Raw genomic sequence first — 16,910 nt, forward strand, 5'->3', positions numbered from 1 at the left:
TTCCTTTTTAAACGGGTGATATGGGCATTAATATGTTTTGCCTTTTCACATTTTCCTTTTATTTTTGCGACTCATTTTCAAAAGAAAACTAAAATCCATGTTTGAGAATTTATCTGACAGGCTGGAGCGGTCATTTCAACTGCTGAAAGGACAAGGGAAGATTACAGAAATTAACGTGGCTGAAACGTTGAAAGACATTCGCCGCGCGTTGCTTGATGCTGACGTTAACTTCAAAATAGCAAAGACTTTTACCGATGATGTAAAAGAGAAAGCTTTGGGGCAGAACGTACTTACGTCCGTTAAGCCGGGCCAGTTAATGGTGAAAATTGTAAAAGATGAGCTGGCTGAACTGATGGGCGGCACATCTGCCGATATCGATTTAACCGGTTCGCCTTCCATTATTTTGATGGCAGGGTTACAAGGTTCGGGTAAAACTACTTTCTCGGGTAAGCTGGCCAACCTGCTGAAACGCAAAAAAGGCAGACATCCGCTGCTTGTTGCAGGCGACGTTTACCGTCCTGCTGCAATCGACCAGTTAAAAGTGCTTGGTGAGCAAATCGGTGTTCCCGTTTATACCGAAGAAGGCAACATGGATCCTGTAAAAATTGCACAGTCGGCAATTAAGGAAGCAAAAAGGCAGGGGCACGATGTGGTGATTATTGATACCGCCGGTCGTTTGGCCGTTGATGAGCAGATGATGAAGGAAATTTCCGCCATCAAAAAAGCGGTTAATCCCAATGAGATTTTGTTTGTAGTCGATTCCATGACCGGTCAGGATGCTGTAAATACCGCCAAAGAATTTAACGACAGGTTGGATTTTAACGGCGTTGTACTTACTAAACTAGATGGTGATACCCGCGGTGGGGCAGCGCTCTCCATCCGCTCTGTGGTAACCAAGCCGATTAAATTTGTGGGAACAGGCGAAAAACTCGATGCCATTGATGTTTTTCATCCCACAAGGATGGCCGACCGTATTTTGGGAATGGGTGATATTGTTTCGCTGGTGGAAAAAGCCCAGGAGCAATATGACGAAGAAGAGGCCCGCAGACTTCAGAAGAAACTGGCAAAAAATACATTCAATTTTAACGATTTCCTGAAACAGATTAACCAGATTAAAAAGATGGGCGATCTGAAAGACGTGGTTTCCATGATTCCGGGAATGGGAAAAGCCGTTAAAAATATGGATCTCGACGATGATGCATTTAAACACATCGAAGCAATTATTTATTCCATGACCCCGGCTGAACGCGAAGATCCGGCTCTGATTAACGGAAGCAGGAGAAAAAGGATTGCCACCGGATCGGGAACCAATATTCAGGAAGTAAACCGCTTGTTGAAACAGTTTGCTGAAACCCGGAAAATGATGAAAATGGTTTCGCAGGGGAAAAATATTCAGCGGATGATGGGCGGAATGAAACAGCCGGGCAGAAGACGCTAGTTCGGTTTGTTTTACCAGTTTTACCGGAAACAGAACATTTTAATCCAATAGTTTATGATATTGATCGACGGCAAAAAAGTGGCAGCAGAAATGAAGGAGGAAATTGCTGCAAAGGTTAAAGAGTTAAAAGAACGCGGAGAAAAAACTCCTCATCTGGCTGCAGTTTTGGTTGGTCACGACGGCGGAAGCGAAACTTATGTAGCATATAAAATAAAAGACTGCGAGGCAGTTGGGTACAAATCGTCGTTGATTCGCTACGAAGACGACGTAACCGAAGAAGAGTTGCTGGCCAAAGTTCAGGAACTGAACGAGGACGACGACATTGATGGTTTTATTGTACAGTTGCCGTTGCCTGCGCACATTTCGGAACAAAAAGTTATCGAAGCTATCGATCCTAAAAAAGATGTGGACGGATTTCATCCTGAAAACGTTGGGCGGATGGTAATCGGTTTGCCTTCGTTTGTTTCTGCTACTCCGTTCGGAATTGTTGAATTGTTGAAACGTTACAACATCGAAACCAGCGGAAAAAATTGTGTGATTGTCGGCCGTAGCAATATTGTAGGTCGCCCGTTAAGCGTATTGATGTCGCAGAAGGCAATAAACGCCACGGTAACCGTTGCGCACAGCCGAACAAAAAATTTGGAGGAACTCTGCAAAAGTGCAGATATTTTGGTTGCTGCCATTGGCGTTCCCGAATTTGTAAAAGGAAATATGGTGAAAGAAGGCGCTGTGGTTATCGATGTGGGAACCACACGTGTTAAATCAGATCAAACCAAGTCGGGCTGGAAACTGAAAGGCGATGTGCTGTTTGACGAAGTGGCACCGAAGTGTTCATTTATTACACCTGTTCCGGGAGGAGTTGGTCCAATGACCCGCGTATCGTTATTGCACAATACACTTTTGGCCGCATCCGGCGAAATTTACGGATAGAAAAACTATCAGAGAAATTTTAGTTTAATAGAAAACCGAAGACTTTTTATAATAATTTTTTTATTTTTGAGTCTCTAACCAAAAAATCGAAAATTCGGAGGAATGGAAAGTGTAGATCAAAAGGGGGAAAAAAATTCACCAGAAGCAAACATCAAACCCGGTATTTATTCAAAAGCTATTCGCGCAGGGAAACGAACTTACTTTTTCGATGTGAAAAGTACCCGTAACAATGAGTATTATCTGACGATTACGGAAAGCAAAAGAAAGTTTATTGACAACGGAAATTTCAGGTATGAAAAGCATAAGTTGTTTTTGTATCCTGAAGATTTTGAGAAGTTTGCAGGAACGCTTGAAGAGATAATTCAATACATTAAAGACGAGCAGCCAGAGCTGGAGCCAAAAGCATCAGAGGAGCCGGCAGAGCAGAAAAATGAAGAAGAGATTTCTGTTGATGTGGAATCTGAATTAGCCGGTAAAGATTTTAGTGATATTGATTTTGAAGATATATAAACTACTCTTTGAAAAAACAACTGTTCCCTTTCCGCTCCGTGCGGGAAGGGATTTTTTTTACCTTGATTTTTTTGAATCAGCAGGTCAATAGATGTATTTATTGAAATTGATTTGGCGTAGTAATCAGCAATGTTCAATTCATTTTACTACGTGGTTAGTCAGGTTTTACTGACGCTGTCAATAATATTTTTTGTTGTCTGCTGTTGCGCAAACTGACAAGTCAGAACCCCGTAAAAATTGCAGGCTTTACCGCTTTAACAAATCGAATAACTATTCCCCGTCACTTTTTTCTGCCGGAATAAAATCAAGTGAAACGGAATTTACGCAATGCCGTGTGTTTTTTTGAGTAAATCCTTCGCCATAAAAAACATGGCCCAGATGTCCGCCACAATTGTTACAGGTAATTTCTGTCCGCCGGCCGTCAGCATCCAGAGTTTTGTGTACTGCGCCTTCTATTTCGTCGTCAAAACTCGGCCAGCCACAGTTCGATTCAAACTTGTCGGACGACTTGTAAAGCGGTGCGCCACAATGCTTGCAAACGTATGTCCCTTTTTCTTTGTGTTTGTTGTATTCTCCGGTAAACGCGCGTTCTGTTCCTTTTTGAATAATTACATACTCCTCGAATTCTGTTAACGGCTTGTATTGTTTCATTTTTGTTTCCTCCTCTGTTTTTGTCTCATTTTTTTTCTTGTCAGTCGCTTGCCCGCATGCAGTGAATGAGGCTGCGAAAAGTAACATGGCCAAAATTGTTTTCATCTCTTTGAAATTGTACGTTTTCAAATGTATCTATCTCATTCTATCTTTTATCACAAAGATATTCGATAGAATTCGAAAGCTTATTTCGATGGAACTTCCATGATTTGCAATCATTTCTTTTTGTGAATTTTGAATGAATAAAATTCATGTTCATTCCATACAAATAAGACAAATGGGAAGCAAAAATGGTTCAGACCTCTTTTATTCCAATTCCCGGTTTCTCGGCCAGTTCAATTTTTCCGTTGTCAATTTTAATGCCTTCATACGGGTCATTCGAAATTAACAAGTTACCGTCCAGGTCAGCCCATTCAGCCTGAGGCGAAAGCTGGGCTGCTGCTGAAATGGCGCACGATGTTTCTGTCATGCACCCAATCATAACCCGCATGTGGCTTGCGTGTGCCAGGTTTATCATTTTGTGGGCTTCGCGCATACCGGTGCATTTCATCAGTTTGATGTTTATTCCGGAATAAATGCCAAATGCATCCTTTACATCAGCCAACCTCTGGATGGCTTCGTCGCCAATAATCGGGAGTGGTGAATGCTCTGTCAGCCAGGCGTGGTCGTCTTTTCTGTTTTTGGGGAGTGGCTGTTCAACAAATTCAACTCCTTTTTCTTTTAGCCAGTGCACCATCTCCAGCGCTTCTTCTTTGTTATCCCAACCCTGATTCACATCAACACAAAGTGGCTTGTTGGTTACCGAGCGTATGGTGTCAATCATCTCTTTGTCGTTGAGCCCGCCAAGTTTCACTTTTAAAATACGGTATGGAGCGGCTTCCTCAACTTTTTGTCTCACCACATCCGGTTTATCAATGCCAATTGTAAAAGAGGTGTTGGGAGTGTTCTCCGGAGAAAAACCCCATATTTTGTACCACGGCTGTCTCATTATTTTTCCGATTAAGTCATGCAGCGCAATATCTACCGATGCTTTAGCCGCAGTATTTCCGGGCATGGCTTCGTCCACATATTCCAGAATCTCATCCATACGGAACGGATCTGTAAACTGAGATAAGTTTAGTGCATTAAGAAAACGTGCAGCTGTTTTTTGCGATTCGCCCAGGTACGGAGGCATGGAGGCCTCTCCGTATCCGGTTATTCCGTCATATTCAATTTTTGTCAGCATAACCGGTGTGGTAGTCCGCGAACTGGTTGCCAGGGTAAATACGTGTTTTAGCTGCAAGTCGTAAGGTGCAAATGTTAGTTTTAAACCCTGTTGGGGCAATACTCCTTTCATATTCGAATAAGTTAAATGGGGCAGTGCCAAACCGCCCACAGTATATAGTGCTGTTTTTTTGATGAATGCTCTTCTGTTGGTTTTCATTGCAAAAGCTTTCTGGTTCGTTTTTAATACCAGGGATGTTCTTTTATCCACCGGATACCGTTTTCCCCTTCAGAGCCGATTACCCGCCGGGCACGAATAAACGTGTTCTTTCGGTATTCTGAGAAAAGACTGCTTGGTGGATTGAAACTGTTTTTTCGCACATGCGCCGACGCATGAATAAATTCAGTTTCTCCCAAAGAGATGGCAACATGGGTAATTCGCTCCGGTTGATTATCGGTCGCTTTTCTGCCAAAGAAAAGCAAGTCGCCGGGAGCAAGTTTTTCGAATGAGTTACCGGGCTCAGCCATTTGTCCGTGTCGCGCCTGCAAAGAGGCGTCGCGGGCCAGAATAATGCCGTGCATAAAATATACGGTTTTGGTAAATCCGCTGCAATCCATCGCAAGTGCCGAAGTTCCTCCCCAAAGGTACGGCCGGCCGGTTAGTTTTTGAGACAGGCTCACAATAGACGCAGAGTTGGGGTGAGCCGTAGTCAGAAAATCCGAAAAAGAAATCCAGTTGTCTGGTGTTGTATATCCTTCCCGCCCGTCGGGGAGTTTTACTTTTAGTGTATTCCACTTTTCCTCCAGCAGTTCAACAATGCCCCCCATTGAAGCATCGGCGATGGGAATTTCCATCTTTTCTGTTTCGAAAATTTCTGTAAAAGAGGTTTTGAGAATAACCCGTTCTGTGTCTCTCCATTTTTTAAGTGAGCTTTCACTAATTGGAAATACTGCACCGGGAGGCGCCCAGGAAATATATTTGTCTGGAGTCTGAACAAGGCTCCAACTGCCTTTCTTTTTAAGTATTTTAACTGGCGTTCCTAACAAAGCCTGGGTCGAAAGTTCAGACGAATACCGTGGGTCAGTTCTCAAATTAGCAACAGAATTATTAACAAGTCCAAATATTTTATTGCCAACGGTGGAGTCGGGGAGTACCACAATTTTATCCAGAATTTCTAAAGAGTGAAGTTTTTGTAACAGGTTGTTTTTTAGTTCCTGACTATCGGTTTCGCCCGTTACTGCTATTTGCCCGTTTTTGAAAACGGCTTCTATTTCGAATACCGTTTCACGCTTGTCCGGCACAAAAGCCTGTTCAAAATCTTCAATGATTTTTTCTGCCTTTTTGCGGTTGTTTACGTTGCATGCGAAAATAAAAAACAGGCTTGTAAGCAGCAGGATAACAATATTTTTTGATCTTTGGCTCATAATCCGTACTTGCAGTAGAACAAAGATAGAGAAACAATACAGACAATAAACAAAAAAATACCAGTGGAAAAGAATTTTGACATACCAATCCTGTTTCAGGACGAAAATATTATTGTGGTAAATAAACCGGTTGGACTGGCTGTACATAAAAATGATTTTATGCCGCACGACGCACCTTATCTTACTAAGCTTTTGGGAGATGCTACCGGCAAATGGATTCACAACGTGCACCGGCTCGATGCAAAAACCAGTGGTGTGATGGTGCTGGCTTTTTCTTCTGAAATGGCAAAGGAGCTGGCTTTGCAGTTCGAGCGAAAAGAGGTGGTTAAAAAGTACATGGCTGTGGTGCAGGGAAATCCTGGTGAAGGTACGTTTAACGAGAAGGTGCTGGTTAAAAAGAAGTCGAAATTCAGGAAACCTGCAGTTACACATTATAAAACGCTGCATACAGTTAAAACAACTATTTCGTACAAAGAAAAAGTTGATGTCTCTTTGAGTCTGGTGGAAATATCCATTGAAACGGGCCGCTGGCATCAGATTCGTCAGCATTTTGCCAAAAATCATTTCGACATTGTGGGCGATACACATCACGGCGATTTTACCCTGAATAAAATTATTACGGAAAAAACAGGGGTTAACCGTCTCATGCTTCATGCATCGTTGTTGGATTTTACTCACCCGCAGGCTCAAAACCGACAAATGTTCAGTTTGCCTGTGCCAGAAGAATTTAACAAAATAATGGAATTTTATAAGGCCGAAATCTGAATTATCCGGACAGGTATTTCAGTATTATGTTATATTTCTCTGTGGCTCCAACGCTATTTCTTTTATCTTTGGTAGTTCATATTGAATTTGAAAAAGGGAGTTACAATGAGAAGAGCGGCACTTTTACTTATCTGTTTTGTTTCGTTTGGGGTTTTTGCACAGCAACCTGTAAAAAAGCCACTTGCCATTGAAGATTTTGCAACATGGAATACATTGCCCAGTGCAATTATTTCAAACAATGGCAAATTAATAGCGTTTGAACAAAATCTGCAGAAAGGCGACGGGCTTTTAATTTTAAAACGGGATAAAAACGGGTTTGACACCATTCCGCGTGGAAGCAATCCTGCGTTTAGCCCCGAAAATAATTTTATGGTGTTTTCCATCAAACAGCCGGAAGACACTGTTAGAAAAGCAAAACTGGACAAAGTTAAGAAAGACGACATGCCCAAAGATAGCCTTGGAATTTGGGTTTTTGATAACCGGGAGGTGCTGAAATTTCCGAATTTTAAATCGTATAAATTACCCGAAGAGAATGCACGTTGGATTGCATTTACTGTTGAGTTGGCTCCCGAACAGAAAGACACTGTAAATACCGATTCGAAAAAAGAGAATAAAGGAGAGAACAACCTGGCGCTTTTTGAAGTTGCCGGCGCTGACACCGTTTTACTTCGGAATGTGTCGGAATGGTTTTATGCCAAGAAAGGTGATGCTCTTTATTTCTCCAAAGAATTGAAAGACTCCACCGGAACTGTCTCTTCGCTGTATGCTTTCGATACTTTTACCGGACAGGTAACATCAATCTTTTCGGAAAAAGGCTGGTTGAAAAAGCTGGTTGCTGACGAAACGGGTAGCCAGGTTGCTTTCCTATTTTCGCAGGATACTACCGAAACCAAACAGTACTCGCTTTATTTGGGCCGGCAGGATGGAAAGCCGGAGAAAATAGTTGACGCATTTACGAGCGGCGTGCCGGTTAGCTGGGCACCCAGTGAAAACGGAAGTGTCTATTTTTCGGAAGACGGTACCAAATTGTTTTTGGGAACGGCAGAACAACCTAAAGCCGAACAGAAGGATACGATTCCTGATGATGAAAAACCAAAGCTGGATGTTTGGAATTGGAAGGATTTAAAATTGCAACCGCAACAAAATGTTGAAGCGGACCGGGAGAAGAAAAGAACGTACCTGGCTGTTTACCACATCGGACTGAATCGTTTTATTCAATTGGCAGATCCCGGTATGCGAGATATTTCAACGCTGCAAAAAGGCAACGGGGAACTGGCGCTCGGTTCCAACGAACTTCCGTATTTGCGGGCTTTTAGCTGGACGGGCAAGCGCAATAGAGATTATTATTTAGTGGATTTAAAGTCGGGAATAAAAAGAGAAATCGCTCACGAAAAATCGTATTTGCGGCTTTCTCCGCAGGGGAAATACATGGTTTGGTGGGAACCTGCAGACAGTAGCTACTACGCACGTTCTACTGATATTAACCGGTTGGATGCGGTGTCGCTGACAAAAATACTTCCGGTGAATTTTTATTACGAACAAAATGACGTTCCGATGGAGCCTTTTCCTTACGGAATTGCAGGATGGAGTGAGGATGACCGTTTTCTTTATGCCTATGATCGTTACGACATTTGGAAGCTCGATCTTTCAGGAGAACGGGTTCCGGTAAATGTTACCAAAGCTTTTGGCCGGCGAAACGAAACCCGTTTGCGCTACGTAAAACTCGATTCGGAAATTGAGTTTATTCCTGCCGAAAAACCTGTTTTGTTAAGCGCCCTTGACGAAAGAACCATGTCTGGCGGATTTTTTAGCGCCCGCTTTGGAGAAGTGGCCGAACCGAAGTTGCTCGTTATGGACAAAAACTACTTCTCGGGGGTTAAGAAAGCCAAAGATGCCGACCGGTTAATCTGGACAAAGGAAGATGTAAAAACGTTTCCTGATTTGTGGAGCAGCGACCTGAAATTTTCACGCCCGGAAAAAATTTCGGATGCTAACCCGCAACAGAAAAAATTTATCTGGCCAAAAGTGCAAATGGTAGAATGGACGTCTTTCACGGGAGAAAAATTGAAAGGGTTGCTTTACTTTCCTGAAAATCTTGATCCGGCGAAAAAATACCCGATGATGGTCTATTTCTACGAAAGAAACGCAGAAAATTTATACCGCTATTCGAAACCTTCACCCAGCCGTTCTATCATAAACAAGACTTTTTACGCCAGCAACGGCTACGTGGTTTTTGTGCCCGATATTACATATAAAACCGGTTATCCCGGGCAGAGCGCTTACGATGCCATTGTGAGCGGAACACAATATCTGGTAAACACTTTTCCGTACATCAACAGGGAGAAAATTGGGTTGCAGGGACAGAGCTGGGGTGGTTACCAAACGGCGTACCTGATAACTCAAACCGACATGTACGCTGCTGCAATGGCTGGTGCTCCGGTAAGTAACATGACGAGCGCTTATGGCGGCATCCGTTGGCAAACAGGAATCAGCCGGATGTTTCAATACGAACATACGCAAAGTCGGATTGGAGGAACTTTGTGGGAGAAACCCATGCAGTATGTGGAAAATTCGCCATTGTTTTATGCTCCGAAAGTAAACACCCCGCTGCTTATGATGCATAACGATAACGACGGGGCTGTGCCGTGGTACCAGGGCATTGAGCTTTTTGTGGCATTGCGCCGGCTCGATAAGCCTGCTTGGTTGCTTACATACAACGGCGAGCCTCACAACCTGAAAGCCACGAGTTGGGCGAATCGCATCGATTTAAGCAAACGCATGTTCCAGTTTTTTAACCATTATCTAAAAGGAGAACCAATGCCGGAATGGATGGAAAAAGGGATTCCGGCTTCGGAAAAAGGTGAAAATCTGGGATATTGAAATAGGCAGGAATTTGGGACAAGGCCGGAAACGAGATAGGTTACCTGAGTTTAAAATACTGATTTTTTACTTGTAGAAATCGGCCATTACAAGCCTGATTTCGCTGTACGAATATTCGTTTCCCAACTTGTTTTTTACGTCGGCGCTATTTTCGTTCTCTTGCTTTTCCTGCAAGCACCGGGCAATAGTTTCGTAACGATCCCGATCAATGAGTTCGAAAATATCCAACTCGCCCCGGCTGACAAAATGCGACAGATGCCCTTCAACGGTTGAAATTGCAAAATTGCGTTTCTGGGCAATCTCATTGGGCTTGAGTCCTTTTTTGAACAGTGCCAGCGTAATTTCCTTTGTGTTTAGCCCGGCAATTTCTACTTCTTCTTTGGCATTTAACGGAATATCCATTCCTTTTTTCTGCCGGAAATCAAGTATCAGCGCCAGAATATCCTGCCCGAATTGTTCCATCTTTTTGCCGCCCATTCCTTTTACTTTTTTGAGCTCTGCTGCTGTGGATGGCAAAGATTCGGCTATTTCCAGCATCACTTTTTGCCGCAATATTTGCGACTCTTCCATGCCTGTTTCCTGCGACTTTTTTTCGCGCCATTCAAGCAGTTGATTGTAAAATGCGGGGTGACTAATATTTAACGCGGCTGCCTGTTTTCTGGCTTTTGTTGCTGGCTTTTCAATGGAAGCGAGGGCGCGGGCTTCCAGGTATCCGCCGACAGAAAATTCGTTGGATGCCAATTCCAGGCCGGCGCGTTTTACTTTTATTTCGGTTTCGATTTGTCCGAGCAAATCAGCTATTCGTTTTCGTACTGCCCGGTTATCCGTTTCAAACCCCGACTGTTCAATCGGAGTTTCCAGCAGGTTTTGGAGTTTGTCCAGAAAATAAGCGGAGGCTTTTTGCAGCCTTTCCTGAAGTGGATGGTTTTTGTCGGCAAATCCAAATTCCGAAACCAGTTTCTTTGTTTGTGGCCTGAATTTTTCTGCAATATCAATCATTTCCTGCTGTACCGGCAATAATAAATTTTTGAGTTCAGTTTGAAGATTTCCCATGAGAGATGTTTGATTCTCTTCCCAAATTCTTAACAGGTAACCGATTGTTCTGGTGAGCGGTTTGAAATCGAACAGCTCGTTAATGAGCAGTAACTCGTATTCTTTTCGGTGCTTTTCGAGCACTTCGTCATTTGGCTGGTTTTGCTCCACTCTGTGGGTGAAACTGGTAACCGTTTTGTCGTTAATAACGCTCTCCGGATTAAGAGGAGTGCTCAGAACAAGTCCGTTAAGGCTTTTGCAACGACTGAGCGCCACATAAACCTGTCCGTGAGCAAACGACTGTTTTGCATCAATTATCGCTTTTTCAAAAGTGAGCCCCTGACTTTTGTGAATGGTAATTGCCCATGCCAGTTTTAGCGGATGCTGGAAAAAGCGTCCGACTACATCTTCCACTATTTCGCCGGTTTTTTCATTCAGATTGTACCGTGTGTTTTCCCACACGTCAGCCTCTACAATAATCGGTTCGGTTTCGTCAGGGCAAAGAACTTCAATCTGGTTCTCTTCAATTTGGATTACCTTACCAATTTTCCCGTTGTAATATCTTTTTTCAATAGAAGTGTCGTTTTTCAGAAACATTACCTGCGCTCCTGTTTTTATCTCCAGAATTTCATCGGCAGGGTAGGAGTAGTCTGGAAAATCGCCTTCCACCCTGCATTTAAACCTGTGTGCTTTGGTGCTCAGGCTTTTCAGGTGCTCGTCGTTAATGCGTTTTGCCTGGTAGTTGTGTGTGGTAAGCGCAATGTACCCTTCTTCGTCAGAAGGAGAGAAGCCGGGTTGGTACTGGTTGTTCAACAGTTGTAAGTCGTCTGAATCCATCTCGTTGTTGCGCACTTTATTCAACAAATCGATAAACTCCTGTTCGCTTTGGCGGTAAATGTGCTCCAATTCGATGCCGACAAAATCAGATTTTTTTAAGGCGTGGCTGCTGAAAAAATATCCGGTTTCGTAATATTTTCCAAGAATGTTCCAGTCTTCCTCTTTTATTACGGGCGCAAGCTGCTGCAGGTCGCCAATCATAAGCAACTGAACTCCTCCAAACGGGAGGTAGCGGTTTTTGAATCGTCGCAGTGTGGCATCAATGGCATCAAGAACGTCGGACCGAACCATACTGATTTCGTCAATTACCAACAGATCCATGCTTCTGATGAGGTTAATTTTGTTGCGGCTAAAACGGTTGATTCGTCCGGTTTTTTCTGTTCCCGAAGTGGAAGAGAAGAAATCGGTTTTGACAGCGTTCTGCGGAATTTGTGGCCCAAACGGTAGCTGAAAAAAGGAATGAATGGTAACTCCGCCAGCGTTAATTGCAGCAACGCCGGTAGGGGCAACCACAATCATTCGCTTGGGAGACACTTTTCTCAGGTTTTTCAGAAAAGTGGTTTTTCCGGTTCCTGCTTTTCCGGTAAGAAACAGGTTTTGGTTGGTGTAGTTTATAAATTCGAAAGCAAGTTTTAGTTGCGGGTTATTTTCAAAGTGCATAACAACAAATGTTGGATTATTTTGAATGACGAATTTATGGAAGTCCGGGAAAAAACGCAAAACCGGGTTTCATCAATTATAACAGGTTTTTAAGTTCATTCATCAGATTTTTGTGCTGCCTGCTGGTTAATTCAAAGGGGTCAACCACTTTTGGGTTTTCCAGTATCTGCCGACAAATAACAATGCCTTGTTCCATCAGAGCCTGTTTTTGGGCTTTTGTGAGGTAATGAAGAACGGTGATTGGATAAATTTTTTCGCGGTCGATAATGTCTTTCAACCCGTTGCCCAGTGGGTAATCCCAACTGAGCAGGTTAAGTCCGCAACAAGTTCCGTAGGCAATGGCGTCTGATGTAAACCGCGTGTTGGTAGCAACCCAGCCGCCAAATTCGAACCCTTCGTATTCGCCCGATTCTTTTCTTTTTGCAATAATGTCGTCGACCCTGGATCGAATGTAAAGCGGCACCTGCACACTTATTGTTTTCCCGGGGCTCTGTCCGTATTTGCATTCAACAAAATATTGTACTTTGTCGCGGGTTGCCACTACATCTACTTCGTGCGACACGCACCGTCCGTTTATAATTTGGCCAACTTCGGTGGAGTAGCCTTGCTTTTCGAGTATTTTACCCATTAAATGTTCAAACGGAAAACCGGTTGGCCCAAGTTCCATAATTGCCTTCTTTAGTTTATAACGCGAGGCCACCTGTTTTTTCTTTTTCCGCAGCAGACCGAAAGCGCGGGAGTAAATTTTTTGAGTGGTAATTCCGTCGTAAATCCACGAATCAATTTCGCCGGCAACCTGGTGTACAATGCTCTCTTCTGCTCCGGCTCTTCGCAGCGAGCCTTTTAGTTTTTCAACGTCAAATGCTTCTTTTTCTCCGGATGCTTTTTTTATGATGATGTAGTGGTTGTTCTTCATTTGGTATTTTATTCAGATTAATTTCGTCGCGTAAAATATAGGTAACCCGGCCAATCCTGTTTTATTTTGGCAGAAAACAAACAATGCTGTTTCTGCTGTTTTGAAACACGGCGGGTTCCGAAACCCAAAAATAGGGGAATCAGTCCAATGATGAACCAATCTTACGGGTTTTCTTTTATTGATTGGGCTTCCGGCCCGGTTTTTAGTGTTTGTATTTTTGTTTGTGAAGAAACCACAGGACCGGAAAATTGAGGACGCTGGTTTAATGCTGTTGCAGCACGCATTCAATTTCTTTCAGGTGCAACTCCAGGTGCCACAAATAACCTTCGATTACCTGCTCCAGAGTTACTCTAGTACCTTCGAAGTTGTTCCACGTATTTTCAATTTTGTCCAGATTCAGCGAACAGATAACATGTGAAAGGTGGCGATTGTAATATTTCCACAGAAAAACAAGGTTGTCCCAGTCTTCATCCTGATAATCTTGAAGAGAAATCCATAAGTCGTTGTCTTGCTGAAAATCGGGAAACACCAGCTTTTTGTTGTATTGTAGTCTGACAATCCGTTGGTGGTTGTTAGATGCAGAATCGACAAGATGCCCTACTACTTGCTTAATGGTTCGGTTTTGCCAGTTCTTTTTTTCGGTGAGTATTTTTTCCGGAATGGTTTCCAACACAGGAACCCATTTGTTAACTAATTCTGATATCTGGTTGGCGATAGTTGAGAATTTCATTTTCAGAAGTGTTTAAATTGAACAAAAAATAACAGAAATTCGTGCTGCTTGCGATGCGTTTATGTATTTAAAATTCATTGTTTTACGCCTACTTTTTTAGGTTGTTCACAGGCCGTTGGTTATTTCTTGAGCTGATACAAATTACAACAAATCAATTAATTGTAGATCGCAACCGGTTGGAAAATGAGTGCTTTTTTTTGATTGCCCTTTGTTTGACAGTGCTTTGATGCTGAAAATTAAAATGAATGAAAATCCGGTTTTACTTTCATTTTGGTTAGTTTTGCGACGAAAAAGCAAAAAAATGGTACCTGTTTCTATTTCACATGATTTGAAAATGCTTGTGCCGGAATTAACACTTTCCTGCATTGAGTGCGACGTTTTGGTGCAGGAAAACACTGATGCGTTGTGGACACAAATTAAGGGAAAAACAGATGAGATTGCCGCTTCGTTGAAAGTGGAAGCTATTTGCCGAATACCTGAAATAGCAGCATCGCGGCAGGCGTATAAAGTTTGTGGAAAAGATCCTGCACGTTACCGTTTGTCTGCTGAAGCGCTTTTGAGGCGTGTTGTTCAGGGGAAAGGGCTTTACCGGATAAATAACGTTGTTGACTTGCTCAATCTGGTGTCTGTCTCTTCCGGCTTTTCAATTGGCGGTTACGATGCCGGGAAAATATCCGGGAGTGCAGTTTTCGGCATTGGAAAGAAAGACGAACCTTACGAAGGAATTGGCCGTGGTGTTCTGAACATCGAATCGTTGCCTGTTTTTCGTGATGAAAAAGGTGCTTTCGGAACTCCGACGAGCGATTCGGTTCGCACTTCGGTAACAAAGGAAACCGGTCGGTTTTTAATGGTGATTATTGATTATGGTTCTTCTGAAAAGCTGGAAGAAGCAACCACTCTGGCGGTTTCGCTGCTCCGGAAATATGCAAACGCCGGTAATATCGAATTAAAAATTATACAATAGATGAAGAAGTTAAGTGCATTTTTATTGCGGCTGCTTGGCTGGAAAGTAAACGGTTTTGTGGTGCCCGAACCAAAATGTATTATAATTGGCGCGCCCCACACCAGTGCGTGGGATTTTGTTATTTCTTACCTTTTTTATACCTCAATTGGCGGGAAAGCCAATGTGTTGGTAAAAAAGGAGTTTTTTTTCTGGCCGCTCGGGTATTTCGTGCGGAAAATGGGAGGAATTCCAATTGACCGATCGAAGGGTGCCAATGTGATTCGCCAGACGGTACATCTTTTTAATACGCGGGATTACATGCACCTAGCCATGACGCCTGAGGGAACACGAAAACGTGTTGTGCGTTGGAAAGCCGGGTTTCATACCATTGCAAAACATGCCGATATTCCGGTTTACCTCGGAAGTTTCGACTGGGGCAGGAAAGTGATTTCTATTTGGGAAAAGTTTGAACTCACCGACGATTCCAAAGCCGACCTGAAACGGATGAAAGATTTTTATCGCGAAAAAGGCATTCAGGGAAAATTCCCCGAAAATTTCACCACCGAATATTAACCGGGAGTAGAAAACATTTGTATGATGCGCTCGGCAACATCACCTGCCAGGCGCATCATAAATGAATTAGACCTCGTTTTTTACTGGTTGTACCAATTTATTTTTCTGGTAAAAAACATGGTTAAAGCGAGCACTACAAACAGGCCGATACTTCCGGCTAAAAGCGCGTAAGTTTCCAATTGCATCAAAACAAAGATAAATCCGAAGGAGAAGGTCAATATCAATGTTTGTAAAATTGCGCTGCTCCATTTCTTTAAAAATGTGTGGGAATAGAACAGCACCATAACTATTACTGCTACTGAAGAAATAAGGTACGCCTTGTTAAACCCGAGTTGCTCAGAGATGGAGAGCAGCAACAGATAAAAAATGAGTACGGCAAATCCAACCAATATGTATTGAAAGGGGTGAATTTTTTGTTTGGTTATTATTTCGTTCAGAAAAAAGGAGAGGAAAATAAACAGGATAATAAGAATGGCGTATTTGGCTGCGCGGGTGCTTTTTTGGTAATGGTCGGCAACAGTTACTAACCGCACTCCAAAATCGGTGTTTGTAATTCTGTACTCATCGTTTTTCCATTGTTGGGGGTAGTTTCGGTTGAAGTTGAGTACTTTCCAGTTTGCAGTAAAGCCGTTTTCGTTAACCGAATGCTTTAAAGGTAGAAAACTGCCAATAAATCCCGGATCGCTCCATCCTGCGTGCATGGCAACTTCTGTTGTTTCGCCCAGCGGTGCAAAACTTAAAGATTCTGATCCTTTCAGACTGAGGGAGAAGTTGAATTCAGCAGGAAAATCGTTGGGAGAGAGGTTGGTCATTGACAATGAAATGCCGTTTTCGCCAATCAATTTGTTCTCCATTCCAGGGGAAAAAGAATAGGTGGAATCGTTCCACGAAAAATCGACTTTATTGTTGATGCCTCTTAAATCGTTAATTGCTACCATTATTTGCGCTTTTTCCCACAAAACATTTTCCTGGGGAATTTTGAGTGCGTTAAGACCGTCGATATTAAAATACCCCGATAGCTCTGTTTTTGACTCGTAAACCACAGTTTCGTAAATACTTCTTTTTCGCCTTTCGGGGAAAACTTCTGACTTTGCGTTTAACGTCTTCGGCAGAAAATAGCAGGTTTTGATTTCTTTTTTGAGCTCCCTGCCGTTGCTGTCGGAAATTCGCTCTATATACGGAACCGCAAGCACCGGTCCTCTGACTGTTTGCTCCAACGACCATTTCTGCATTATTTCGTGGGATGTTTCCTGCGCAGTGGCTTTTCGTTCCCGAATAAGGTCGATAATCATAAATTTCGGAACAAGTAATACGATGGCAATAATTCCGATGATAAAAACTTTTAAAGTGATCTGCCAGTTGATTGATTTTTGTTTGTCCTGAAAAGTTTCTTTTGTTTCCATGTTTCTTGTTTTTT

At 42.9% G+C, this 16,910-nt stretch carries 14 protein-coding genes; 7 read left to right on the forward strand and 7 right to left on the reverse strand.

Going from position 1 to position 16,910, the window contains the following annotated elements; genetic code table 11:
- Positions 1–97 precede the first annotated feature (97 nt).
- The 3 genes from ffh (at position 98) to BUB08_RS05260 (ending at position 2,878) form a co-directional block, all read left to right on the forward strand.
- Entirely contained in the window at positions 98–1,438 is a 1,341-nt protein-coding gene (gene ffh / locus BUB08_RS05250; RefSeq protein WP_072999561.1) for a signal recognition particle protein, read from the forward strand.
- Positions 1,439–1,492: 54 nt separating this feature from the next.
- Positions 1,493–2,368 (forward strand): bifunctional methylenetetrahydrofolate dehydrogenase/methenyltetrahydrofolate cyclohydrolase FolD, encoded by an 876-nt coding sequence (gene folD, locus BUB08_RS05255; RefSeq protein ID WP_072999562.1) that lies wholly within the window; start codon positions 1,493–1,495, stop codon positions 2,366–2,368.
- 102 nt (positions 2,369–2,470) lie between these two features.
- Positions 2,471–2,878 carry a DUF3276 family protein gene (locus BUB08_RS05260; RefSeq protein WP_072999564.1) on the forward strand — a complete coding sequence of 136 codons (408 nt, stop codon included), beginning with the start codon at positions 2,471–2,473 and terminating at the stop codon, positions 2,876–2,878.
- A 270-nt stretch (positions 2,879–3,148) separates the two neighbouring features.
- On the opposite strand, the gene BUB08_RS05265 is transcribed toward BUB08_RS05260, so the two are convergent.
- The 3 genes from BUB08_RS05265 to BUB08_RS05275 all read right to left on the reverse strand — a co-directional run bounded on the left by BUB08_RS05265 (position 3,149) and on the right by BUB08_RS05275 (position 6,157).
- Entirely contained in the window at positions 3,149–3,634 is a 486-nt protein-coding gene (locus BUB08_RS05265; RefSeq protein WP_072999888.1) for a methionine-R-sulfoxide reductase, read from the reverse strand.
- A 190-nt stretch (positions 3,635–3,824) separates the two neighbouring features.
- The gene (locus tag BUB08_RS05270) at positions 3,825–4,952 is read right to left on the reverse strand and encodes a dipeptide epimerase (RefSeq protein WP_072999566.1); all 1,128 of its coding nucleotides are present in this window, start codon (positions 4,950–4,952) and stop codon (positions 3,825–3,827) included.
- Positions 4,953–4,975: 23 nt separating this feature from the next.
- Entirely contained in the window at positions 4,976–6,157 is a 1,182-nt protein-coding gene (locus BUB08_RS05275) for a C40 family peptidase (protein WP_072999568.1), read from the reverse strand.
- A 63-nt stretch (positions 6,158–6,220) separates the two neighbouring features.
- Between BUB08_RS05275 and BUB08_RS05280 the strand changes: the two genes are divergently transcribed.
- On the forward strand, positions 6,221–6,922 hold the full coding sequence (locus BUB08_RS05280; protein WP_072999570.1) for an RluA family pseudouridine synthase: 702 nt from the start codon (positions 6,221–6,223) through the stop codon (positions 6,920–6,922).
- Between the two features lie 105 nt (positions 6,923–7,027).
- Complete coding sequence (locus BUB08_RS05285) at positions 7,028–9,802, forward strand: S9 family peptidase (protein WP_072999572.1); 2,775 nt, start codon at positions 7,028–7,030, stop codon at positions 9,800–9,802.
- Between the two features lie 66 nt (positions 9,803–9,868).
- Here BUB08_RS05285 and BUB08_RS05290 read toward each other — a convergent pair whose 3' ends face one another.
- The 3 genes from BUB08_RS05290 to BUB08_RS05305 all read right to left on the reverse strand — a co-directional run bounded on the left by BUB08_RS05290 (position 9,869) and on the right by BUB08_RS05305 (position 13,977).
- Positions 9,869–12,331: a helix-turn-helix domain-containing protein gene (locus tag BUB08_RS05290; RefSeq protein ID WP_072999574.1), complete on the reverse strand. Its 2,463-nt coding sequence runs from the start codon at positions 12,329–12,331 to the stop codon at positions 9,869–9,871.
- A gap of 76 nt (positions 12,332–12,407) precedes the next feature.
- The gene (locus tag BUB08_RS05295) at positions 12,408–13,247 is read right to left on the reverse strand and encodes a restriction endonuclease (RefSeq protein ID WP_072999577.1); all 840 of its coding nucleotides are present in this window, start codon (positions 13,245–13,247) and stop codon (positions 12,408–12,410) included.
- A 262-nt stretch (positions 13,248–13,509) separates the two neighbouring features.
- Positions 13,510–13,977 carry a DinB family protein gene (locus tag BUB08_RS05305; protein ID WP_072999582.1) on the reverse strand — a complete coding sequence of 156 codons (468 nt, stop codon included), beginning with the start codon at positions 13,975–13,977 and terminating at the stop codon, positions 13,510–13,512.
- 301 nt (positions 13,978–14,278) lie between these two features.
- Here BUB08_RS05305 and BUB08_RS05310 point away from each other — a divergent pair, with 301 nt between their 5' ends.
- Positions 14,279–14,941, forward strand: coding sequence for a B3/B4 domain-containing protein (locus BUB08_RS05310; RefSeq protein ID WP_072999890.1), 663 nt, complete (start codon positions 14,279–14,281; stop codon positions 14,939–14,941).
- Positions 14,942–15,493 (forward strand): 1-acyl-sn-glycerol-3-phosphate acyltransferase, encoded by a 552-nt coding sequence (locus BUB08_RS05315; RefSeq protein WP_072999584.1) that lies wholly within the window; start codon positions 14,942–14,944, stop codon positions 15,491–15,493.
- A gap of 80 nt (positions 15,494–15,573) precedes the next feature.
- Here the strand turns inward: BUB08_RS05315 and creD are convergent, their stop codons facing one another.
- Complete coding sequence (gene creD / locus BUB08_RS05320; RefSeq protein WP_072999585.1) at positions 15,574–16,896, reverse strand: cell envelope integrity protein CreD; 1,323 nt, start codon at positions 16,894–16,896, stop codon at positions 15,574–15,576.
- Positions 16,897–16,910: the final 14 nt, after the last annotated feature.

Origin of the sequence: Mariniphaga anaerophila, from assembly GCF_900129025.1 — a bacterium.
Taxonomy (GTDB): domain Bacteria; phylum Bacteroidota; class Bacteroidia; order Bacteroidales; family Prolixibacteraceae; genus Mariniphaga; species Mariniphaga anaerophila.